A 20,738-nucleotide genomic window follows, 5' to 3' on the forward strand; every position below is an offset into this window, starting at 1 on the left:
AACAGGACAAGCAACGATGAAAACGATAGAAAAACAACGCTATACCGTGCCCAGTGAGTTAACCACGGGCGCGATGGCTGGCGACCTCATGCCACCACAGCAAGACGTGCAACCCACGGCGTTTGCCTTTGGTGACCCTGAACCTGTATTAAACAGCCAGATAAGTGATTATCTAGGGGTCTTTGCCGACTCAAACGGGCTGTGGTATTTGCCGCCCGTCAGTTTGGCCGGACTGGCAAAAACCATGTATTCCAATGGAACCCACGGCACGGCATTGGAGTTTAAGCAAAACCAATTGTTAGCCAACTGGAAAGACAATCCCTTAATAGCACGGCAAGAAATACGCCCCGCCTTGAAAGACTTCGACGTGTTCGACAATGCGTACTTTTTGGCCATCCGTAATTTTTTAGGGGGCATTAATCGCTATGTGCGCTTACCCGCCATTAATATGCGCGTGGGCACTGACGACAATTATTTCCTATTGCATTCAGACGGGGGCTTTACCGAATACGCCGCCGCCGACATTATCCATTTAAACGGGGGCGACATTCGCCAAGGCCTTTACGGGGTGCCCACGTATTTTTCCGGCATTCAAAGCATTTTATTAGGGGAAGCGGCCACGCTATTTCGTCGTAAGTATTACCAAAACGGGGCGCATACGGGTTATATCATGGTCACGTTTGATTTGGACAAGAACAAAGCCAACGACATACAACAAGCCATTACCCAATCCAAAGGCCCCGGCAATCATCGTTCTATGTATTTGAATATGGCGTCTACCATTCAAGGGAAACCGGGCTACACCAAAGACCGCATTCAAGTGATCCCCGTCGGGGATTTTGGCAATAAAGACGAATACGACAAGATCAAATCCATCACACAGCAAGACATTCTCAATATGCACCGCGTACCCGCAGGGCTTGCCAGCATCATGGCCGAAAATGCGGCGGGCCATGGGGATTTAAAGAATGTTCGTGAAGTGTATTACGACTGCGAAACCTTACCTAAACAAGCGATCTGGCAGGAACTAAACGACCAATTACCCGCACGGGCAAAGATAGGATTTAACGAACCGCGTTGGTTAATCGACAGTAGAAAAGGGGCTTAATATGGCATTCGATGTAAACAAGGGGTTATTTAATGCGCTTGGTGCTGGCAATGCATTTACCAGTTTGACCACCAGTAAAGCCACGGCCACCAATACCCAAGCCGCACAACTTCGCATAAAGCTAGATAAGTATTTACCGTTTGAAGAACAAATAATCATAGACCCAACCCTACCCGACGAAACCAAGGTGACAAACTGCCAAAATGCCTTGTTAAATTACGGAACAGGGGCAAACACGTTAAACGCACACGTACAAAAGCGGCTTGATTCGTTGCTTGATGACATGCAAGTAGCGAGCGCGGTCAAAGGGCTAGACAGCTATATAAGCGATGTACCAGAAAGTTGTGCAAACATTAATACCATAGCGGGTACTTTATCGGGGGCAACAGATAGTTTATTGGCCGCGTCCACGTCCATCATGGACGAGCTAGAAGACGGGATAGCCGCTTTTGATGGCGGCACAATGGAACTAGAACCTTTTGAAGCATTGCTCGACAAAGTAACCGCCGAACTTGCCAGCAGCCTAACCGCACTACTAGGCAAAATCAGCAACGAGGCGCGAATGGTAGAAAATATGTACACCTCTTTTCACCAAATGGCAAAGTCGGCACAAGTGGAAGGACTAATAAACGACCCCTGTGTAAGACCGTTTTTAGTACAGCTTGCAGGACCCGAACTTAGCAAAGTGCTGGTTGATGATTTTGGGATAGACGAGGTAAAAGAGGTATTGGGATAGCACAATCACCCATCGCCAAAGTCCCGATCACAAGACGCTTTGATTTTTTCGAGCGTGGCATCTGCTGAATCCCCCACGGTTTTCATGTGATTAACTTGCCCTTGGTAATATCTGACCAAACCGATTAGTTCCATCACATGCCCTGCCGGCACTATTACCCAATCCGCGTCTTTTCCTTCTATTCTCGTATTTTTCGTCATTCCGTTTCCCCTCCGCTTATTCATTAATACCCCTTTCCCAAGGCGGGTTTTTCTCCTCTTTCCATCAGTAAATAAGCAAAAAATCGTGGTGTCAAAAGGTTTTTATCGCTAAAAAACACTTGCAATTCTGCGCCCTCAAAAATAACAATATCCCATAAATAACGTTTACGAGACAACGAGTTAAATACAACACTCTAATCCTGAAATATGCCTATTTAAACCATCCCACTTTTGCAATTCGTGTTTTTTGGCAATCCCACTTCTGCAATTCGTACTTTATTTTCACCCCAGCCATTATATCGAGCACATTCGCTGTTTTTCACAAAGTTAAGGGAGTTAGATTTAGGGGTGCAATGTTGCACGTATACAAAGGATTTCAAAATGCTTATCAAAGGTCATTGTAAAATTTCAGGAATAGGAACCTTTTTGCCCAGTCAAATCGTAACTTCTCAAGAGCTGATGAGAGAAATCAAATCCGAATCTAATTATGGAATTCCTGAAAATTGGTTAGATGAAGTGTGTGGCATAGAAGAAAGGCGTGTTGCCACCACCGGAGACTTACCCAGTTTATTGGCAATTAAAGCGGCGGAGAACGCATTAAAAGACAGTGGCGTACAACCTAGTGAAATAGATGTGGTGATCTTTTGCGGCATCAGTCGAGAATGGATAGAGCCGAGCATTGCCCATAAGGTACAGCATGAATTAGGTTGTACTAATGCCATTTGCTTTGATGTGTCCAACGCCTGCCATGGTTTTATGAATGGCATCCTACTAGCAGACAATCTCATGCAATGCAGCGATGCGACTCATGTCCTAGTAGTCACAGGGGAAATATCCACGGACATCACTTTTCACTATGTTGACAAACTGAAAAACAAAAAAGCATCAGTAAAAAACGAAATAGGTGCGCTCACCCTAGGAGATGCCGGCGCCGCTATAATATTAACCCCTAAAAACGGCACAGACGGTTTTCAGTATTACAATTTTTACACTAATGCGAAACACGCAAATTTATGTAAAATCAGCACGAACAAAGATGGTGGATATGACGGGCAAATGGTAATGGGTAAAATCAGCTCAGTTATGGTCAAACTGCACCAATCATTAATTAACCAAACATACGCCGCGTTAAACTGGCACCCAACAGACATTAATTATTTTGTATGCCACCAAGTCGGTAAAAAGCCTCACGAACGTATGTCAACCATGGCAAATGTCCCACACAGCATAGCGCCAATTTCCTACAAGAAACTCGGAAATATCACCACTGCAACAATCCCCATAAACCTGCATAATATAAAATACAAAAGTGGTGATAAAATACTAATTGGAGGGGCCGGTAGTGGTCTCACGATTAGTCAAACAGGCTTGACGTTTTAATAGGAACAAAAAAAATGACATGGATGTTACCATCATCTCTTGCACTACTTATTAAGTGCATTTTATTTTTCTACTCAAACGTCCATAAAAAGACGTATTTTTTCCTTTTCCTGATTTCGACATTCTTTCTTAACCTTTTCGAGCTTGTCGCATTTTTTCGGATCGGGCACGACCTTTTAACTCTAAAGCTATACTACTGTTCAGCCGTATTTACATCCCTATATTTACTGATAACGTGCTCCGAAATTACCAAAAGTGCTAACTTTACAAAAAGCCATCTATCACCACTCATCGCCGCTCTACTGTCTGCCACCATTTCTTTTACAGACTATATTATCTCCGACTTTAGCATTTTACCCAATCAGTCCATTACTAGGGTCGCTGGCGACTATTATTTTATATTCCAACTGTATATCTTATTTTGTTTGATCTTTTCTCTTTCTCTCTTGATAAAAAATGCATTTAATCAAAAAAACCCACATATAAAGAAACATTGCCGCGTAGCCCTTTTTGCTTTTATTCCTTTTATTACCATGCCCATTATATTAATTATTCTAATGCACCTCGGCTATAAAGTAAGCATGGCGGGGTATTTGTCGCTCGCAACATGCCTAATGCTGTTTATTTTTATTACGTTAAGTGATAAACACAAGTTATTTTCTATGATGAAGCTCGTACCTTTCTCATCAGAGCGCACCCATCATTTAGCATTAAAAGATTTAATGGAAAGACTATCACGCCCGTCGGTAGGGGAATATGTGGACATGAAATCACTACTAAAAGAGATAGAAATACTAGTTATCAAGAACACATACCACCACACCAATTCTCAAAAAGAAACCGCACGTAGGCTCAACATGTCAGAAAGCAGCTTAAGTCGGAAGAATCAAAAAAATTAGGTAGATCCGAACAAAAAAAAACCGCTATAAAAGCGGTTTTTTATAATTTTTACTATTTGTCATATTCAATGGCAATTTCGATGGATTCACGGCCTTCTTTAATTTGATGTTGAAGATGCTCGACAATCTCCCACGCCTCACTCGGATTTAGAACCAACGTCTTTTTTACTTCGGCGTTGTCGTTTTCTATGATGTGCATTTGTTTTCTCTCCCAATAAAAAGCCCTCTTCGTGGAGGGCTTTTTATTAAATTCCTTAATCTTTCAATTTCTCACGTATAGCAACTTCAAGAGCTTCTTTACATTCCTGTTCAGTTATATTCCACTCTTTTGCGTCTGGCTCAAAATAATCATTCTCTATAGCCTTTCTCATTTCTTCGACTGTCAAATTATTGTATGACGCTTCTGCAAAACCAGTTAGATTAGCCATTTCATTCACCTTTTCCTTGAGTGGTTAAGAGCCTATCCCTCAACCATGATTATATTGTAGGACGTCCTACAGATTAAAACAACACCCTAATACCTTTATTTCCTATTCATTTAACTTTTTTTCTAGATCCGCCACGGCGATTAAGATCATATCTTTATAACTCAAACCTGACAAAGTTTTTACCCGCTCCAACAAATCGGCCTCGTCTTGGCTAATTCTAGCGCTTGGTAATCTCGGCTGTGTTGCTCTCTTTTCATCTTGCGCTTTACGCCGCTTTATTTGCGCTGGGCTTTTTTCAGTTTCCATACAATGTATCTACCGCTTGTTTCATTTGTAAGGCCAGTTCTTGCGCGGCTTGGTCGTCACTTTCTGCGATACTCTCGAACGCTTGAGAAAGATTCTGCATCACCCCTCTTTCCCCTAATGCCTCGTAGGCGGTTTTTACCGGATCACTGCCCGCGCCACAGGTAACACCTAACTTTTCCAGCACGGCTCGCGCGGCTTCCCCCATTTTTTTATGGGCGGTCACGGTTTGATCTTGTGTGTCTATAAAAAATATCATGTTTGCCACCTCATTGGTGGCGGGGGATCTCTCCCCCGCGCTTTTATTAAATCGCTTCTGTGTGCTCTATGTTAAAGACATAAAGCGCTTTTAACACTTTCTTTTTGTCGTCTTTTCCTTCCTTGGTTTTGTCGCCTGTTTTTTTGTCGCATACCATGAATATCTTGCAGCCTTTCGCGCCTTTCTTTACTTTGCGCCCTGCTTCTTTCCACTGGTGAAACCCTGCCCACTGGCTAGACTCTAGGCCAAAGTTAACTTTATGTTCTTCAAGGAACTTTTGGTTTTGTGTAGAGTAAACGCCGTGAGTAACAACATTGAAATTTTCCATCATAATCACCTTTCTGATTCGGTTAAGAGCCTATCCCCTAACCACAAGATGATTGTAGGACGTCCTACATGTTAATGCAAGGACTTTTTCAAAATAAAGTAAAAAAAAAACCGCCCAAACAAGGGCGGCTTATATCCAAACTATAAAGTTTTTCCTACCTTCATCGCTTTCACGTAATCCGTAAGATAAACCACATTGCTATTTTTAGTCATTAATGTCGAAGCCTCCACCTGAACAGGTCGTTTTATTCCGTCCAACTCGTCCAACCTATTCAACTCACCTTCAAAATCTTCTTTATTAAAGTAAATATAAAAAGAGTCCTGAAAATAATACTGACCACCTACTCTTAATTCATTTCCATCTAACCAAATTCTAGCGTCTTCATAGTTTTTAGGATCAGCCAACCACGCCATAACATCCGCCGCAACAGCAACAGAATGATCACTATCTATACTGTCTTCTATCATTCGGCTCGTTTTTTTGTGAAAAATAATACCTTGGCCCTTATTAACTAAGGTTTGTATTTTCTTGGTAGAGTTTTTGCGGATTCTTTGTAAAGACATCATAATCACCTTTTTGATTCGGTTAAGAGCCTATCCCCTAACCACAAGATAATTGTAGGACGTCCTACATACAAATACAAGCATTCCCCTAAAATTATTTAAATTTATCGTATCAACAAAAAATATTTATTTTTTTATTTTTTTATTTTGTTACTACAATAAAAAGCATGAAGAAAGAGAGGTAAAACCCGCGAGTGAGGTGTTACCCGCTATTGTCGCGGCGCAAACCCGTGGACGGCCAAAATCAGATAACCCAAAGGTGTCTACAACGATCCGCTTAAGCCCTGATGTGCTGGACTATTTCAAGAACGAGGGCAAAGGCTGGCAGTCCCGTATTGATAAAGCGCTTAAAGAATACGTGGATTCACACCAATAATAAAACGCCCCGTCATTGGGGCGTTTGTACCTCTATGGCTTGCCATTTTTTAAAAGCGTGACGTGTCACGCTTTTAAAATTCCTTTATATTCCTAAGCATGGATCACAAAAAGGAATAGACCATGGACACAATCACCCCGAATTACTCCCTCGCCAGCAATAAGAAAAAAGCCATTTACTCGCTTAAGGGCATTTTGCAAGGCATTGTTGCCGACACCGTTTTAAACAGTCTTGAAGCCCTCTATCTAAACACTTGGCTGTTAGACTCTAAACCATTACGTGACGACCCCGACGTGGTGGATTTATTAGACGCCATCCAAAGCGCGCTAGAAGACGGTAAATTTACGGCGGATGAACTGGACGATTTAAACACGTTAATTACTGACATTATCGAATATCGATCCTTTTCAACGGTCACCGTTGATGATTATGTTAACGAGTTTCTAGGCTTAATCAGTGGTGTTGTTGCGGACGATCAAATTAACGAAAAAGAGTTTGCCTACATTGTGGAATGGATAAACAACCATGCCGACGTGATGGAAGAAGTCGCTGTAAAGAACGTCATTGCTAACGTGATTGATTTTTCAAAGCGGGATCACGTCACTCAAGACGATGAAGACGCGCTACTACTCTGTTTAAAACAAACCGCAGGCATACGATTTTTAGAAACAGGCTCCGCTGACGCCCACCCTATGGATAATATCGCGGACAATATTGATTCTATGGATCACACAGGGGCGCGGATCTGCTTTACAGGAGTATTCAACACAGGGTCACGTAAAGAGGTGGAAGCCATCGCCAATAATCTTGGCGCGATCACTCGCAAAGACCCCAGCAAATCGATTGACTATGTGATTATTGGCACTCAAGTCGCCCCCGATTGGAAGCACACCAGTTTTGGCCGCAAGATACAAAAGGCCGTGGAACTCAGGGAAGGCGGTCACCCGCTTATTATATTGACGGAAAAAATGTGGCTAACGCTCACCTAAACCAAAACGCCCCAATGATGGGGCGTTTTTTATTTAAAAAATCTCAAATGTCGGCTTTTCTTCACCTGCATCTTTTCTAAGTTTCTCTAATCTTTCTCGACCTGATTGGGTTAGAAAATAAGCGTAATTACTGCCATCACTTTGCATAGGGATTGAATCGATAGTCATCAAACCCGTTTTAATAAATTCCTCGTGCATTTCTTCACGGCTGGTACATCTTGGTAATTGCTCACCTTTCAGAAAGGCTATGCCTTCCCACTCTCCCGCCGCCAGTTTTAATACGTGCAATTCGTTTTTAGCGTTCATAGATCACCCCTATTTTTATTAATCCATCTTAGTCTTTTTCGTTATAAATCGACATTCCTACCCGTGGTGGTTTTTACCCGTTCTATGGTGTCGTGGATCCATGTGGGGTTTTGTTTTAGCAAGTCGGCGGCTTGTTGGTAGCCGCGTATGGTTTGCACCATTTTCATTACGTCGATGGTGGGCAGTATCACCACGTCTTCTTCTAAGCCCATGGATTGGGTCATGGTGTTGATCAGTTGGAGTTTGTCGGCTTGCTGGCTGTTATGTTCGATTGGTAGGCTTTGCGCTTTATCAAAGGCGCGGATAACGTGAAGATGGAATTTAGCACTGATCCACATAGCATAAGCGTAGACCAATTCTTTGCATGCCCAAGTGCCTTGGCGCTGCTTTCGAACAATAGACGGGATTCCGTCTTTTTCAATTTCCTTAACCAACTCTTTTGTTTGTTCGTTATTAGACCAATAACGTGGGCTATGCTTATTCAACGAACCGGCAGCTTTATGAAGGTCATTTAAAGAATACAGCCCGTCTTGAACACGAACATTATTAGAAAGGATAGTAAGATTATTCATAGTAAAACACCTTTGAGTTTTGGCTTTTCTTGCCACCTCAACGTCAATTAAGGTGGGCAAGACCATGTGGATTGACGTACCGGCTCAAAGGCAACCGGTGAGCATAAAGCTCCCCACACAGCCTCACCCATAACTGGGCATAACTATGCAATAGACACAAAAAAAACCGCTGGGATGCGGCGTGTCCGCCAATGAGTTTCAGAACGTCAATTCCGAGTGCTGGATTTTGCCAGCGCACGGTAATGATAGTCCTCGTGTTTTCATTCTGTCAATGTCTCTTTGTTTTTGGGTGTTTATGGGACGCTTAACAACGATCAAAAAGACAATGGTCATCACGTTGGCAGTTTGGATCTAAGCAATAACGGCAACGGGGCGTTTGTACTGGTTCAAAACTCCGACAAATATCAAGTAGTAAACCCCAGTCCGCCTTCTGCCCATCTTTAACCGCCCTAATGCGGCGGCTTATTTCCATTTCTTGCGCCGTATCAAATACATGCGGCATAACAAAGCCCTCATAAGTGCCCGTTTCCTCACCAACCCAAGTTTTAAAATCCACACGGCGGGGGACGTATGGTTCTTCAATAGATTCCGCGACCCGCTCGCCTAATAGGCGTTTGTTATCGCAGTCCATAACAGCCATTTTTAAAAGCACATCATCAATAACATGCTTTGGTATCACGTAGCTTTCTACACGGCCATGGCGGGCAATGGCGAGGGTTTCCGCACAGGTTACGGCGGTGGCTAGGGTGCCGTTGTCGATTTGGCCTAGGGTGATTTTTTGGGCTTGCTCTATGGCGGTTTCTAGGTTGTTCATGCGGCCACCTCGGTTTTTAGTGCCCCTTTGAATGCTTTTAATATTTCAATGAGTGTTCTCGCTTCGTGCAGGGCGTCGCTTATGGCTATGTGCTGGCACCCCTCAAATGACAGTTCATATTTAGGGTTTATGCCGAGTAATTCACGACCAAACAACACAGCGGTGCGAATGGATTGATTCGATCCAAAATCCCACGGGGCGGATCGTCCCAATTCGGTTTTAAAGGCGTGTTCTAATATCATGTTGTCGAACTCTGGCCCATTGCCGAACACTTGTGGTCGTTTGATTCCTGTTTCCTCTATCCATTCCTTAAATATGTTTAACCCTTCTTTTAAAAATGTCATTGAATAGCGAGGAAACGCCGCACTCCACGCTTCTGGGTTTTCTTTTTTTTGTTTTTCCCACCATACCATGGTTGATTCGCTCACTGTTCGCCCCGGCTGGTTTTCATCCATAACACAATAAAACGTTTCCCCTATAGTTAGCGTGTCGGTATCCACTACCACGGCACCAATGGACAGTATCACCGCCGTTTGTAGTGTGTCTTTTGTTTCGATGTCTGTAACGATAACTTTCATAATGTATTCCCCGTTTATGTTAAAAATTAAAAACGTGACGTGTCACGCGTTTGGCTTTTACTCAGCCCCTACTTTTTCTCTAATGAGTTCAATTACTATTTTTAAAACGACCCAGCACACTAAAGAAATAAAGAACCTTTCTACAATCCCCAAACCAAGCTGGCTGAGTTGAACCATTCCCACATACAGAATTTGCAAAACCAAAACATCGAACATGCAAAAGCAGCGCTCGAAAAATATCTTTTTAACATCCAACATATTTCACCCCAGTGTTAATTTTTAAAAACGTGACGTGTCACGCGTTTGGTTAAAGTCTTAGTTTTCGTTCCTCTCGCGTGTAGAAGCATTCCCCCACGCCTTTTAGTCTCGGTATGCCTAGGCCATTTTTGCAACCCATGGGCAAGGGCTCGCCGCAAAAATCGCAGGTGCCTAGGTGCTTTTTCTCTTCGTCTGCCCGCTGCTTTTCACGTCGTATCAGCGTGGCGATAAATTCCGCCGCGTCGTATGGCTTGGCCCCGCCACGATAGGCGCACAGTTCGTCCAGCATTTCAGACTCTGTTTGTGATAAGGGAACTCGGTATTCGTGAATACCGAGCTCGGATTTTTTTTGCGCGTCGCGCTGGCGTTTGGCCCGCTGGCGCTCTTTGTCTTGCTCGCGCTTTTTGTCAGCCTTGGCTTGTTTGGTTTTAGCGTCCACGCTCACACCTCTTTTATGCTCATGTAGGCTTTTATAAATCGGGTGGCGGTTTCCGCCTCGATCGCATTACCGTAGCCTTTTATTCTGGTTGCTCGGTTTATTCCGCTGTTGTTTGGGTCGATTGCATCGCGGCAATACACCACGCCTCTGGCAACCCCATCAACCAACGGCTTAATGCCGGATTTAATTGGCCTGTATTTGTCGTCGGCACAGTAGAGCCAGTCGATAGGTTCACGATCATTCCCACTTGTTGGGTCAGTGGTATTCCTGTGTCCTGTGGCCGTGGCGGTTTCACTCCTCGCCTCGCATCCGTTACCGTTGGAGTTGACCATCCCGCCATTTTGGCAACATTCGGCATTTCCATTTTCCCCTTCCCCGCGCTCCCTCGCTTGTCGCTCGCCAATGGCGTGGGCCATCCCGTTATTTGAGCCACTACATCCAATGAATCCGTCGATAGTTTCCCGTGGCGAATTCGCCCCCCCCCTGATACCCGCCCTTCATGTCTCTCACTTTGGGCGTGGGGAAACCTGCTTTCTGCAACCCAGTAGAGTCTTTGCCTGACGTGGGCTTTACCCGCGCCTGCTGCTGTAATAATTGCCGACCCGACGGCGTAGTTTTCACGCTCCATTTCATCGTATAAATCGTCAAGCCATCCATGTTTAATTGCTCCTGGCACTTGCTCCCCAATAATTGTGTTAAAGCCGCACTCTCTGACGAGATCGAGGAAGTGGGGGAGCAAGTGGCGTTCGTCGTCTTTTCCAATACCTCTACCCGCTGCGCTGAATGGCTGGCAAGGCAGGCTGGCGGTGCAAACATATCTATCGTCTCCCCAACCGGCACGTCTAAGAGCGTATGACCATGTACCAATTCCGGCGAAAAAGTGGTGTTGTGAGAATCCTTTAAGATCCGCTGCGCTAACGTCTGTAATACTTCTTTCATCTACTTCACCTTTTGCTATGTCGCCGTTTTTGATCAGTTGCCTAAGCCATGCGGCGGTTTTTGGGTCGTATTCGTTGTAATAAGCCGTCATGGTCACACCCCTTTTATGCTTAGTTGTTCTTCTTGCTCTATGATCTTTCGCGCCATTCCAACCACGTCAGTTTGGGGCGGGTTGATGTAGTGCTTGAACTCCATACCAAAAACAGCGCGCGCGCCGCACCCGTCCTTCTCTACGCACTGCACGTAAAGTTCCTTGTAGAACACGTCTTTTATGTCTTTTGCTAGATCATTGCTGTTTGTGATTATCGCCTTACCCTTACACCGTGGACATTTAACCCGGACTGACATATTGGCCACCTCCACCGCTTCCGGTTGGTTCATAATTCGGGCCGAAATTCGGCCCCGTACACTTATTGACACGAGTCCAAGGGACGGCTTCGCCGTCCTCTAGAGAAGAAGCCCCCCGGCGCTGTACTGTCCATTCGTGAATTCGAGTAATCAGCACTTCAATTCCTCTTTTAACGCCCTTTACTGCCTTAACCATTTCCCCATATTGGTTTTCTACTTCGTCGCTGTAATGGGTTTGCAAGGTTTGGTTTTTACCCGCAAATACGCCGCCCATGAGTTTGACGAACCCGCCAAAGTCGGCACGGTTCGCCGCGTGGTAAATGTCTTTGAAATAGTCAGGGGTGTTGTCTTTTCCGAATTTGCGTAACTCGCGCCACACGGTCACCGACGCACCGCCCAAAAACTGAAACTGACGAATACGGTTTAAGCGCGCCCATGCCACAATACGCTTGGCCGCGTCACTGCCACTTCGGCCCGTTTCGTGGTCGGTATCTACGTGTTTACCGTGAATGTTTTTAGAAATGTATTTGACGATGTAACCCACCGCCGACCCTTTATCCGGATCTATCTTTTTGACTTTCACGCGGTACTTTTTCGCCCCGGCTTCGCCCCCATCTTCTTTAAGTGCATAACGAGAAAACGCGCTTAAAAAACCTTGTGAATGATCGGGGTCAACCCACAACATTAGATGCCAGTGAGGGCACCCGTCATGGTGTGGTTCAACGGTTCTTAACCCATAAAATGGGATGTCGTGGCGATTACACCACGCACGAAAACGACGCCAAACGCCATTTAAGTATGCGTGGGCGCTACGCACCGAAGGGCATTCCGCCCGCCAAAATTTTTTATTCCTATACCCCTGCGAAATAGGGTGATATTTAGACGGGGCCGTCAATGTAATAAAGTAGCCTTGGTGTCCTTGCTCTTCCGCTATTTCTTCCAACCCTTTGGCCCGAACCACCATTTCAGCGAATCGGTTATCAGGATCAGAAACGCCCTTTTCTGATAGTTGCGCCAATGTAAAAGACTGGCCCAATTCGTTTATGGCTTCCCAACCTTCTAAAAAGGCTCTGTTATTTTCGGCTTGTCTTTCCGCCTTTCGTAATGCCCAGTTAGACACATAAGGCGATTTGAACCGTTCCACTTCGCCACATTCTCTTAACACATCTTCTACAACGACCCACTGCCTTTTGGCCTGTCTTACCCACCATTCTGTGGTGATCATTCGAGCCATCAGCCCTAATAGTTTTTCTTTGTCGTCCCAGTCTTTAAACTGAATCCCCACATCAACAAGCTGGGTATGGATAAAGCCTTTTACCCCTTCTATGCCGCTTTCTAGGTAGATGCCCATCGTTTCGGTTTCAAAGTAGCTGGACTTTTTCCACGCCCATTGCGCCAATTGTTCGCCGTCAAACTCAGTTATCATTTTGTCGCAAAAATGCAAACGCTTAACGACGCGGCGCAACCACGCCATGGCGGTGCCTTTTGGCTCTTTTCCTTGAGTTTCTAGTTCGTATAAACGGTCACATTCTTTGCCCACCACGGAACGCATGACCGATATTTTCCCCAGCAACTCAAAACGCTCAATGACACCACGAAACCAAGTATTGGCCGCAACATAGCCTTTTTTAAGGTCTAACTCGTCAAGACGCTTTCGCAGTACAACGGCATCCTCAAGACTTACCCCTTCTAATAATTCCGCTCGCCAAACTAGGCACTGTTCCGTTGGCTGTGTATCAAACATTTTCTACCCCCATTAACGAATGGGCGTATTGGCGCACGTAAGCCATGGCACTTTCATAACTGCTATGGCCTTCAAACAAGCCCGCCACTTGGCCGAGTAAGTCCACCTTATTGGCCAACGCCGCCGCGCCGCTGTTGCAGGTCCAAGATTGGGTTAAATACGGCCCTATCACGTCGTTCATTCGCCCCTTGTCTAACAGGAGGAAACAATTCAAGCGCCCTTCCACGGCATAGCGCACCATGGTGGCCAGCATTTCCAATTCCCAACGGCATAAAGGCGCATTGACTTGCGCGCCAAATTCGCCCAGCTCATAACGCGTAGAGCTAATGGAATCGGTTTTAAACGAGGGGGTTTCTGTCAGTTTTTGAATGGTAAATTCAGGTGACCACAAAGTAAGGAAGGTATAGCCGGCGACTTCGCCCCGGTCTATTTCATGGCACACGTACATTTTTTGCCAATGATGGGCGATCAGTTTCAGCACGTTTAATTCCGTAGTCGTAAAGCTGAACAGCATAGATTGTGGTTTTTTGAGCGGTGTCGGTTGTGTTGTCATTGTGTCGCCTCAATTGTCTTTTTTTCTTCTTTCCACGAACGCCATATTTTTTGGCGTACCTCTTGCGGCGGCATCATCCGCAGTAACACGGTTAATTGTTCAAAGGACTGCTTAAGTCCATGAGGTGTGGCAGTTTGCATGTGTCGTCCTCCTCGTTCATGGCGTTCATTCGATAGAAATCCTAATAGAGATTGTGTCTCTCAAATTTCTTAATAGTTGCATTTGATGCCCTCTAAGCTCTTTTTGTAGAGCTGTAATATTTGCCCCCACAGGATCAAGCGCCGCCTCCTTTTCTAACGAAAAAATAATTGTGTCTACTGCAACTAAATCTTCATACATGGAGTCAATTTTTCTCCCCATTACACCACCTCACTTTTGTTCATTTCGTCCAACTCAGGCCCAGACACTAAAAATCCAGAATGGCCGCATTTCGGACAAAAACCTTGTTGGCTCAGAAAAACCAACCCAAAGCGAAAACCCCAACCAGCCACCCAATTGGCGCTTTGTGCCTTTCCACCCACAGTCGATGCAGTCGTAAGGCACGGCACCGTCTTTTTTGATGGCCTCTAATTGCTTGATTTGCGCTTCACGCGCTTGGTGATTGATAGACATAAATCCTCCCTTATTCACAAAGCCCATAAACTGAGTGACAGACAGAACCACCGCCACTTCCTAAAAGATCGAATTGACGGCCACCGCGTGCGGTTTTTGACCAATCAACAATCCTGTCTATTCCATGAGTGCTAAACATGATGTTTTCACCACCATCCACCATGGGATCAGTAACCGCAGGAAAGAACGTGGCGCTTTGACGCTTTGACGCAACAGACACTAACTCTTCCCATTCCCGCAAACGCTCAACTACTTCGGGGAATTGCTCGGCAATTTTTCTTAGCTCTGTCTTATTGCAGTTAACGCAAGGCATGCACCCAACACGACCCATTCCCTGCTCATATAACGGATTCCAATCAACACCATGCTTTCTATGGAATTCAAAAACCTGATCCGCCGTCCAACGCAAAATAGGACGATAATTAAATATCCCTTTCCCTGTCTCCATATCGCCAAACTCGACCTCTATTTCTGGCATTTTGGCGCGGCTTGGTGACTCTTCCGCCCTTACCCCCTGCCAAGAATAAATAGACTCATAAGCGCCCAACATCGGTTCAATAAACTGATTAATGGGAAAAATCTTTAACTCTTCCGTACAAAAGCGCGCCTTCATAGAAGGGAATCTACCTTTCCATAAACATAAATCTAAAAATGGGTTTCCCGTTGGCTCTAAGACAGAAATAGCGCGCTCAATCACGCGTTCTTCCACACCCTCTTGGCGCCATTTATCCATCGTCAAAGTACGCTTTCTCACGATCTGCTTAGAAAAATCAGCCTTCACACGCTCTATTTTCAAACCAAGCCGCTTTTCTAAATAATCAAGATATTGATACGTTTGTTCGTGTTCATTCCCCGTATCAGCGAACACAGGCACAATGCTCTTTACCTCCCTTTCGATTGCCACAAGCAAAGTAGCTGTCGAGTCTTTACCGCCGGAAACATTCACTACATTTAACCGCCTCATAAACTCACCTCATGAAAAAAAATAACCCATTCGACATAACTGCCAAGCAACAGCACCACCCCCATTCCCACCGCGCCCAATGCTTTTCGGCATTTGCTCGGCCCTTTGGTTTTGGCTTGTTTTGCGTGTATTTCCGCTATGACGATTTCCCACCCGCTACGCTTTAACGTTGCCATGCTGCCTCCTTACACTCGGCCGTGGGCCACAACGGCTTGCATCAGTACTTCAAGCGAACTGATCGCCTCGCGTATTTCTTTCAGGATTTTTGAACGCTCGCGCTCGGATAAATGGTTATCTGCAAGCGCTTCTTGCACGGCGGCAAACACATCACCAATTTCTTTACCTTGGCTTATCATGGCTTCAAGGATGGAAGGCGGCGCATTCTTCAACACGCTCAAAACAAACTCGGCTTGCATGGCGCGAATCACCACGTCATTACCTGTAAGGATGGTGGCCGCGTGTAACTCGTGGACGGTTAATTTATTTACCGTATTGTGTGGATTGACCTTGTTTATCAAGATCTGTGGCGACATTCCCAACGTGGTGGCAATCTCGGTAGAAGACATTTCCGACTTATGAACAAGGTCATAAACGGCCTGTGTAAAGTGGTCTATTGCTGGTTGCATCGTCATTTTCTCCCCAGAAAATCAAATGGTTTTTTAATTACGCGGTTTGGTTATGCTGAACGCTATACAAAGAAGCATCGTATTTAAGGCGACCTTCGGTAAGGCGCTCTAACTTCATAGCTTGCTTCTCAGGAATTAAAGGCGGCCAACAAGAAACTGCCGCTCTAGAAATATCCAGCGCCCTTGCAACTTTTGACTGATTGTCGCCAAAGAAATCGATAACGGTTTGTTTGTGCATTTTTTTTACCTCACAGTGTTAACTTTTGATAACAATAATTGCCAAATAATGATATGTCAATAGGAATTAACATTTCTAATATGAAAACTATTGCTGATCGAATCCTTCATAGAAGGAAAGAATTACAAATGTCACAACGGGAATTGGGCAGACGACTCAATATAGCCGGCGCGACCATATCGCTTTGGGAATCCGAAAGGAATTACCCGAACGGCGAAAACCTTCTTAAGTTGGCCAAAGCGTTAAGTACCACACCCGAATGGCTACAACACGGGCAAGGGGTCAGAGAAAGCAAAAATGTCTACAATGTAACGCCATCACCAGAACAGCCAAGCATCAGAAAATTACCTATTATTAGCCCTTTTCACGCAGGAGATTGGGATAAATCCATTGATCTCTATGCCTCTGTAGACAAGGCAGAATGGGAAATAGCGTCTTATTCGACGAGCACAAACGCTTTTTGGCTTCGTGTGGTGGGTGACAGCATGGCTTCACCGCTTGGGCTTAGCATTACAGAAGGGATGTTGATTCTAGTCAATCCAGACGTGACACCTGAAAACGGAAAACTCGTGGTAGCAAAACTGGAAAACACCGAAGAAGTGACCTTTAAAAAACTGGTGATAGACGCCGGACAAAAATATTTAAAACCCCTAAACCCCGCCTACCCTCCGTTACACATAAATGACAACTGCCGCATTGTTGGTGTTGTCACAGAGCTAAAACTCAAACTATAACCTCTAAAAAATTGCCAAGCATACTAAAAATATTTTGTTAACTGTTGTTGACAGAATATTTTTTTACATCTAGAGTTATCAAAAATTAACACTTGGAAACAACAGGAGACAGCAGATGACAACCCATATGACCACAACTCAAAACGAACTAATCAAGATCAAGGATGTTATGAAAATAACGACCTTTAGCCGCAACACAATTTATAAACTCATGAGCAATGGGGAATTCCCCCGCCTTTTAAAAGTCGGGGCGGGCTCTTACTGGAAACGCCGCGATGTTGAACAATGGATCAACGACTTAACCCCCGCTACAGACGAACAAGTGCAACAAGCCGCCGAACAAGCCGCAAAAGCCGCGAAAAGCCGCACCCATTAAGAAGGGCCACCGCCCTTTTTATTTCTCTAATTTTTATTGATATGAGGTAAACGACATGGCTATTGAGACCGTCACTATTCGAACATTCACCAAAGACCTTAACACCGGCATTGTTTCCGCAAGTAGCACGAAAGTAACAGGCCAAACCTTTATGGCCACCATAGGCAATTTAGAAAGGAAATTTATTATTAATAAGTGCCTTTCAAAATCGAGATACTACGTACTAACCGACGTAAAAACAGGCCTTAGAGCAGATTACCTATATGTGACTAACAAAAAATTCGCCACGGTAGAAAAAGGAAAAGAAACACTAGACAAGCTTATCCAAAAACATGGACTAGACCGCGTTATTCAAACCCTTCACAACGCTGACTTACAAGCAGGCCTTGAGCCACAACAAGCACCATTTTAAAAACACAAAAAAGCCACATTCAAGCGGCTTAATTTCTTAGGGGAGTAAATATCATGACTATCGAGACAATCACATTCAAAACCGAAACAACAAAATGCCCAACATGCGGCGGCGATGCCGTCGAACGCACCGGATACTTTGAAACATCCGTACCCAATGCAGCCCAGCTCTCTACAAAAATTCACGACATACAAAAGGCAATTAACACTTTTTATTTAGCACTAGATCATGGGGAAAACGCTTTAGTTTTTCAAAATAAAGCCTTTCGGCATATTGAATCAATACTCAATATGAAATGGCAACCCGGCGCCATGAAAAACAAATTAAACAGACACCCAAAATTAAAAGAACGATACGAACAACAGTTAAGAAATAATCAAGAGGGGTAAATACCATGAACGAACAGCAACCAGAAACGCTAATCAGCCGAGTTAAAGCAATGCAAAGCGAATATCATACATTACTCTTCGCATGGTTCTCACCTACAAAAGATTTTCATTTTTCAGGTGTCAGCGTCGAAGATGAAATAAATAAAATATGGCGGAAATTTCGCGCGTACTGCAAAAGAAACAACATACAATTGCAAGGCATTAGACGTATAAAAACCACACGAAAACACAAAGCAAAGGTGTTTGAATTAGCCCTATTTGTTCCAAATGCTTCACTTGATGCCGTTAAAAATCAACTGTCTGACGCCTTTCCAAAGTCGGATTTCAAAACTACAGTAATGCCACCGATCACCGAAGAGCGTGGCATCCAGTACATTGAAAACATAATGCTCTACCCCGACCAACCTAACGCATATCTAAGCTTGATTAGCGCCACTCCGAATCCTTTGGCAACTCAAACTCAACAATGAATATAGGAAAGTCTTCATATACATATTTCAAAGGAAGAACTTCTTCCTCATAAACACTATGTACAATGGCTTTTGGCGTTAACTTCACAAAATCAGTTAACGCCTCAATTACCTTCGAAATCACCAATCCGTCATCTTCACCAAGTATTGCCTCTATACCATTTTCTGTACTCTTAAATCCTTGAACACTATTGGCCGGTAACCCTTCTTCATCGTCTCGCAACTCTCTATCAAATATCGCCACACCTTGCAGCTTAACCAGCTTATCGTAAAATGCTTGAAGCTCCATATATCCCCTTCCATAACTATTTCAATTAACAGCAAACTTATCACAACCATAAATTTCAGACACAAAAAAGCCGCATTTAAGCGGCTTGTTATTAGAATCACACGCCCAAGCTTACCAAAAAATCAGACCAATCTTGCATCATGGCCCTACGCTCTGGCATGTATTCGGCATGATTATAAGCGCGGCGCTGGCCCTTTCTTTCCATGTGCGAAAGCTGCCTTTCGATTAAGTCTTCCCTGTACCCCATTTCATTAAGCATGGTGGATGCGGTACTCCTAAAACCGTGACCGCTAAAATCCCCCCGATACCCTAACCTTTCAATGACTCGATTTATGGTGGTTGAACTCATAGACCGTGACGGGTCACGCGCATTGGGAAACATCAGTTCATGCCCACCGTTGTATTTTCTGAGCTCTTCAATTAAGGCTAGGGATTGGGTAGATAATGGCACAACGTGCTTTGTAGACATTTTCATTACTTCTTCAGGAAAAATAATGGTATCACCTTCTAAAAACGACCATTTCATTGAACGAAGCTCTTTTGTTCTTATAAAGGTGTTGGCCATCAACTTAATGGCAATAACCGTGGGCGGAAACCCTTTGTATAAGGCTAGTTTTTCAAAGAAATCTATTAACTGAGGTTTTTCTAGCGGTGGGTTATGTCGCACTTTTGGGCGTTTTATCACGCCAGCCAAAAACACGGTTGGATCAGCCTCAACAAGCAAACGTGCACCAGCATAACGGAACACTTGCCCCATGAATTGACGGGCCAATAATGCCACAGTGGGCGCCCCTCTTTTTTCTATCGTTTCCAATATTTCCAGCAAATAGGGCGCGGTGATTCTTGATATAGGCATACCCCCAATGACCGGGTAAACATCGCGAGCCATGATACTATTCCATTGACTGACATAGTGATCACTAAGCCCCTCTTTTTTCTTTTCAAAAAACACTTCACTCACTGCAAAAAAGGTACTGGAATCCTCTCGCTTTTCCCTTAACGCCTCGGCTTTTTTTTCTATGTTTGGATCAACACCTAGGGATATTTGCTCGGCCACTTTGTCTCGTTCGCGCCTCGCTTGGTAAAGGCTCACCATGGGATATTCCCCAATAGTAAACAGCCCATCTTTTCCACGAAGCTTAAACCGAACCCGCCAGTATTTTTTACCACTTACCCGTACATGCAAATATAAACGATCACCATCAAAAACCTTATAAGGCTTATCTCTTGGCTTTAGCGCTTTAATTTTTAAGTCTGTCAGCATCTAAGGGGTAACGCCTTTTTAATTTAAGTTACCCCCGATGTTACCCCTACCCTGCCCAGCTTTCCACAAACAAACGGAAACAAGTAAAAACAACTAAACATGCATAAACAAAGGGGTCACAAACAAAGGGAAACAATCAAAGACTAAAAAAGAAGGGAATGGTGGTTATCGATCATCAAAAGCATTAAAAAAACCAACCCGTTGATTTTATTGGCCTTTATTAAAAAACCAATAAATATTACCC

At 44.3% G+C, this 20,738-nt stretch carries 36 protein-coding genes; 10 read left to right on the top strand and 26 right to left on the bottom strand.

Going from position 1 to position 20,738, the window contains the following annotated elements; all coding sequences use genetic code 11:
- Window positions 1-16 precede the first annotated feature (16 nt).
- Window positions 17-1,108 (top strand): phage portal protein, encoded by a 1,092-nt coding sequence (locus I8J31_RS04630; RefSeq protein WP_199467142.1) that lies wholly within the window; start codon window positions 17-19, stop codon window positions 1,106-1,108.
- Window position 1,109: 1 nt separating this feature from the next.
- Window positions 1,110-1,844 (top strand): DUF7217 family protein, encoded by a 735-nt coding sequence (locus I8J31_RS04635; RefSeq protein ID WP_199467143.1) that lies wholly within the window; start codon window positions 1,110-1,112, stop codon window positions 1,842-1,844.
- Window positions 1,845-1,849: 5 nt separating this feature from the next.
- Here the strand turns inward: I8J31_RS04635 and I8J31_RS04640 are convergent, their stop codons facing one another.
- Window positions 1,850-2,044 (bottom strand): hypothetical protein, encoded by a 195-nt coding sequence (locus I8J31_RS04640; RefSeq protein WP_199467144.1) that lies wholly within the window; start codon window positions 2,042-2,044, stop codon window positions 1,850-1,852.
- A 426-nt stretch (window positions 2,045-2,470) separates the two neighbouring features.
- Here I8J31_RS04640 and I8J31_RS04645 point away from each other — a divergent pair, with 426 nt between their 5' ends.
- Window positions 2,471-3,424, top strand: a complete 954-nt coding sequence (locus I8J31_RS04645; protein ID WP_199467145.1) for a ketoacyl-ACP synthase III — start codon at window positions 2,471-2,473, stop codon at window positions 3,422-3,424.
- A 951-nt stretch (window positions 3,425-4,375) separates the two neighbouring features.
- On the opposite strand, the gene I8J31_RS04655 is transcribed toward I8J31_RS04645, so the two are convergent.
- The 6 genes from I8J31_RS04655 to I8J31_RS04680 form a co-directional block, all read right to left on the bottom strand.
- A complete protein-coding gene (locus I8J31_RS04655; protein WP_199467147.1) occupies window positions 4,376-4,522 on the bottom strand; it encodes a hypothetical protein in 147 nt (48 codons plus the stop codon).
- A gap of 55 nt (window positions 4,523-4,577) precedes the next feature.
- Window positions 4,578-4,751 carry a hypothetical protein gene (locus I8J31_RS04660; RefSeq protein WP_199467148.1) on the bottom strand — a complete coding sequence of 58 codons (174 nt, stop codon included), beginning with the start codon at window positions 4,749-4,751 and terminating at the stop codon, window positions 4,578-4,580.
- A 102-nt stretch (window positions 4,752-4,853) separates the two neighbouring features.
- Complete coding sequence (locus tag I8J31_RS04665) at window positions 4,854-5,057, bottom strand: hypothetical protein (protein ID WP_199467149.1); 204 nt, start codon at window positions 5,055-5,057, stop codon at window positions 4,854-4,856.
- On the bottom strand, window positions 5,047-5,313 hold the full coding sequence (locus I8J31_RS04670) for a hypothetical protein (protein ID WP_199467150.1): 267 nt from the start codon (window positions 5,311-5,313) through the stop codon (window positions 5,047-5,049). The genes I8J31_RS04665 and I8J31_RS04670 overlap by 11 nt, the downstream gene beginning before the upstream one ends.
- A 46-nt stretch (window positions 5,314-5,359) precedes the next feature.
- A complete protein-coding gene (locus I8J31_RS04675) occupies window positions 5,360-5,644 on the bottom strand; it encodes an ArdC family protein (RefSeq protein ID WP_199467151.1) in 285 nt (94 codons plus the stop codon).
- A 137-nt stretch (window positions 5,645-5,781) separates the two neighbouring features.
- Window positions 5,782-6,207: a hypothetical protein gene (locus I8J31_RS04680; protein ID WP_199467152.1), complete on the bottom strand. Its 426-nt coding sequence runs from the start codon at window positions 6,205-6,207 to the stop codon at window positions 5,782-5,784.
- A 133-nt stretch (window positions 6,208-6,340) separates the two neighbouring features.
- Between I8J31_RS04680 and I8J31_RS04685 the strand changes: the two genes are divergently transcribed.
- Window positions 6,341-6,580, top strand: coding sequence for a BrnA antitoxin family protein (locus I8J31_RS04685; RefSeq protein WP_325101174.1), 240 nt, complete (start codon window positions 6,341-6,343; stop codon window positions 6,578-6,580).
- Between the two features lie 122 nt (window positions 6,581-6,702).
- Window positions 6,703-7,569 carry a BRCT domain-containing protein gene (locus tag I8J31_RS04690; RefSeq protein ID WP_199467154.1) on the top strand — a complete coding sequence of 289 codons (867 nt, stop codon included), beginning with the start codon at window positions 6,703-6,705 and terminating at the stop codon, window positions 7,567-7,569.
- 33 nt (window positions 7,570-7,602) lie between these two features.
- Here the strand turns inward: I8J31_RS04690 and I8J31_RS04695 are convergent, their stop codons facing one another.
- The 17 genes from I8J31_RS04695 to I8J31_RS04775 form a co-directional block, all read right to left on the bottom strand.
- Window positions 7,603-7,875 (bottom strand): hypothetical protein, encoded by a 273-nt coding sequence (locus I8J31_RS04695; protein WP_199467155.1) that lies wholly within the window; start codon window positions 7,873-7,875, stop codon window positions 7,603-7,605.
- 41 nt (window positions 7,876-7,916) lie between these two features.
- The gene (locus I8J31_RS04700; protein WP_199467156.1) at window positions 7,917-8,447 is read right to left on the bottom strand and encodes a KilA-N domain-containing protein; all 531 of its coding nucleotides are present in this window, start codon (window positions 8,445-8,447) and stop codon (window positions 7,917-7,919) included.
- Between the two features lie 304 nt (window positions 8,448-8,751).
- Complete coding sequence (locus I8J31_RS04705; RefSeq protein ID WP_199467157.1) at window positions 8,752-9,261, bottom strand: hypothetical protein; 510 nt, start codon at window positions 9,259-9,261, stop codon at window positions 8,752-8,754.
- Window positions 9,258-9,839, bottom strand: a complete 582-nt coding sequence (locus I8J31_RS04710) for a 3'-5' exonuclease (protein ID WP_199467158.1) — start codon at window positions 9,837-9,839, stop codon at window positions 9,258-9,260. Before I8J31_RS04710 ends, I8J31_RS04705 begins: the two co-directional genes overlap by 4 nt.
- Window positions 9,840-9,896: 57 nt before the next feature.
- Window positions 9,897-10,097, bottom strand: a complete 201-nt coding sequence (locus tag I8J31_RS04715; RefSeq protein ID WP_199467159.1) for a hypothetical protein — start codon at window positions 10,095-10,097, stop codon at window positions 9,897-9,899.
- Window positions 10,098-10,146: 49 nt separating this feature from the next.
- The gene (locus tag I8J31_RS04720; protein ID WP_199467160.1) at window positions 10,147-10,536 is read right to left on the bottom strand and encodes a hypothetical protein; all 390 of its coding nucleotides are present in this window, start codon (window positions 10,534-10,536) and stop codon (window positions 10,147-10,149) included.
- Window positions 10,537-10,633: 97 nt separating this feature from the next.
- Complete coding sequence (locus I8J31_RS04725; protein WP_199467161.1) at window positions 10,634-11,566, bottom strand: DNA cytosine methyltransferase; 933 nt, start codon at window positions 11,564-11,566, stop codon at window positions 10,634-10,636.
- 2 nt (window positions 11,567-11,568) lie between these two features.
- Window positions 11,569-11,856 carry an ogr/Delta-like zinc finger family protein gene (locus I8J31_RS21165; protein ID WP_369122880.1) on the bottom strand — a complete coding sequence of 96 codons (288 nt, stop codon included), beginning with the start codon at window positions 11,854-11,856 and terminating at the stop codon, window positions 11,569-11,571.
- Window positions 11,807-13,567 (bottom strand): replication endonuclease, encoded by a 1,761-nt coding sequence (locus tag I8J31_RS04735; RefSeq protein WP_199467163.1) that lies wholly within the window; start codon window positions 13,565-13,567, stop codon window positions 11,807-11,809. The genes I8J31_RS21165 and I8J31_RS04735 overlap by 50 nt, the downstream gene beginning before the upstream one ends.
- Complete coding sequence (locus tag I8J31_RS04740; RefSeq protein ID WP_199467164.1) at window positions 13,560-14,120, bottom strand: hypothetical protein; 561 nt, start codon at window positions 14,118-14,120, stop codon at window positions 13,560-13,562. The genes I8J31_RS04735 and I8J31_RS04740 overlap by 8 nt, the downstream gene beginning before the upstream one ends.
- Complete coding sequence (locus I8J31_RS04745; RefSeq protein WP_199467165.1) at window positions 14,117-14,260, bottom strand: hypothetical protein; 144 nt, start codon at window positions 14,258-14,260, stop codon at window positions 14,117-14,119. The genes I8J31_RS04740 and I8J31_RS04745 overlap by 4 nt, the downstream gene beginning before the upstream one ends.
- A gap of 25 nt (window positions 14,261-14,285) precedes the next feature.
- Window positions 14,286-14,480: a hypothetical protein gene (locus I8J31_RS04750; RefSeq protein WP_199467166.1), complete on the bottom strand. Its 195-nt coding sequence runs from the start codon at window positions 14,478-14,480 to the stop codon at window positions 14,286-14,288.
- A gap of 33 nt (window positions 14,481-14,513) precedes the next feature.
- On the bottom strand, window positions 14,514-14,732 hold the full coding sequence (locus tag I8J31_RS04755) for a hypothetical protein (protein ID WP_199467167.1): 219 nt from the start codon (window positions 14,730-14,732) through the stop codon (window positions 14,514-14,516).
- A gap of 10 nt (window positions 14,733-14,742) precedes the next feature.
- On the bottom strand, window positions 14,743-15,696 hold the full coding sequence (locus I8J31_RS04760) for a phosphoadenosine phosphosulfate reductase domain-containing protein (RefSeq protein ID WP_199467168.1): 954 nt from the start codon (window positions 15,694-15,696) through the stop codon (window positions 14,743-14,745).
- A complete protein-coding gene (locus I8J31_RS04765) occupies window positions 15,693-15,872 on the bottom strand; it encodes a hypothetical protein (protein WP_199467169.1) in 180 nt (59 codons plus the stop codon). Before I8J31_RS04765 ends, I8J31_RS04760 begins: the two co-directional genes overlap by 4 nt.
- A 9-nt stretch (window positions 15,873-15,881) precedes the next feature.
- Window positions 15,882-16,328, bottom strand: coding sequence for a phage regulatory CII family protein (locus I8J31_RS04770; protein ID WP_199467170.1), 447 nt, complete (start codon window positions 16,326-16,328; stop codon window positions 15,882-15,884).
- Window positions 16,329-16,359: 31 nt separating this feature from the next.
- Window positions 16,360-16,560: a Cro/CI family transcriptional regulator gene (locus I8J31_RS04775; RefSeq protein WP_199467171.1), complete on the bottom strand. Its 201-nt coding sequence runs from the start codon at window positions 16,558-16,560 to the stop codon at window positions 16,360-16,362.
- Window positions 16,561-16,640: 80 nt separating this feature from the next.
- Between I8J31_RS04775 and I8J31_RS04780 the strand changes: the two genes are divergently transcribed.
- The 5 genes from I8J31_RS04780 to I8J31_RS04800 all read left to right on the top strand — a co-directional run bounded on the left by I8J31_RS04780 (window position 16,641) and on the right by I8J31_RS04800 (window position 18,941).
- Window positions 16,641-17,294, top strand: a complete 654-nt coding sequence (locus I8J31_RS04780; protein ID WP_199467172.1) for a LexA family protein — start codon at window positions 16,641-16,643, stop codon at window positions 17,292-17,294.
- Window positions 17,295-17,409: 115 nt separating this feature from the next.
- Entirely contained in the window at window positions 17,410-17,670 is a 261-nt protein-coding gene (locus I8J31_RS04785) for a helix-turn-helix transcriptional regulator (protein WP_199467173.1), read from the top strand.
- 55 nt (window positions 17,671-17,725) lie between these two features.
- Window positions 17,726-18,082, top strand: coding sequence for a hypothetical protein (locus I8J31_RS04790; RefSeq protein ID WP_199467174.1), 357 nt, complete (start codon window positions 17,726-17,728; stop codon window positions 18,080-18,082).
- 53 nt (window positions 18,083-18,135) lie between these two features.
- Window positions 18,136-18,471 carry a hypothetical protein gene (locus tag I8J31_RS04795; RefSeq protein WP_199467175.1) on the top strand — a complete coding sequence of 112 codons (336 nt, stop codon included), beginning with the start codon at window positions 18,136-18,138 and terminating at the stop codon, window positions 18,469-18,471.
- A gap of 5 nt (window positions 18,472-18,476) precedes the next feature.
- Window positions 18,477-18,941: a hypothetical protein gene (locus I8J31_RS04800; RefSeq protein WP_199467176.1), complete on the top strand. Its 465-nt coding sequence runs from the start codon at window positions 18,477-18,479 to the stop codon at window positions 18,939-18,941.
- Here I8J31_RS04800 and I8J31_RS04805 read toward each other — a convergent pair.
- Both I8J31_RS04805 and I8J31_RS04810 read right to left on the bottom strand, forming a co-directional pair.
- A complete protein-coding gene (locus tag I8J31_RS04805; RefSeq protein WP_199467177.1) occupies window positions 18,898-19,230 on the bottom strand; it encodes a hypothetical protein in 333 nt (110 codons plus the stop codon). The genes I8J31_RS04800 and I8J31_RS04805 overlap by 44 nt on opposite strands.
- Before the next feature lie 97 nt (window positions 19,231-19,327).
- A complete protein-coding gene (locus I8J31_RS04810; RefSeq protein WP_199467178.1) occupies window positions 19,328-20,494 on the bottom strand; it encodes a tyrosine-type recombinase/integrase in 1,167 nt (388 codons plus the stop codon).
- Window positions 20,495-20,738 lie beyond the last annotated feature (244 nt).

The organism is Marinomonas transparens (assembly GCF_016463975.1).
In the GTDB taxonomy this organism is placed as follows: domain Bacteria; phylum Pseudomonadota; class Gammaproteobacteria; order Pseudomonadales; family Marinomonadaceae; genus Marinomonas; species Marinomonas transparens.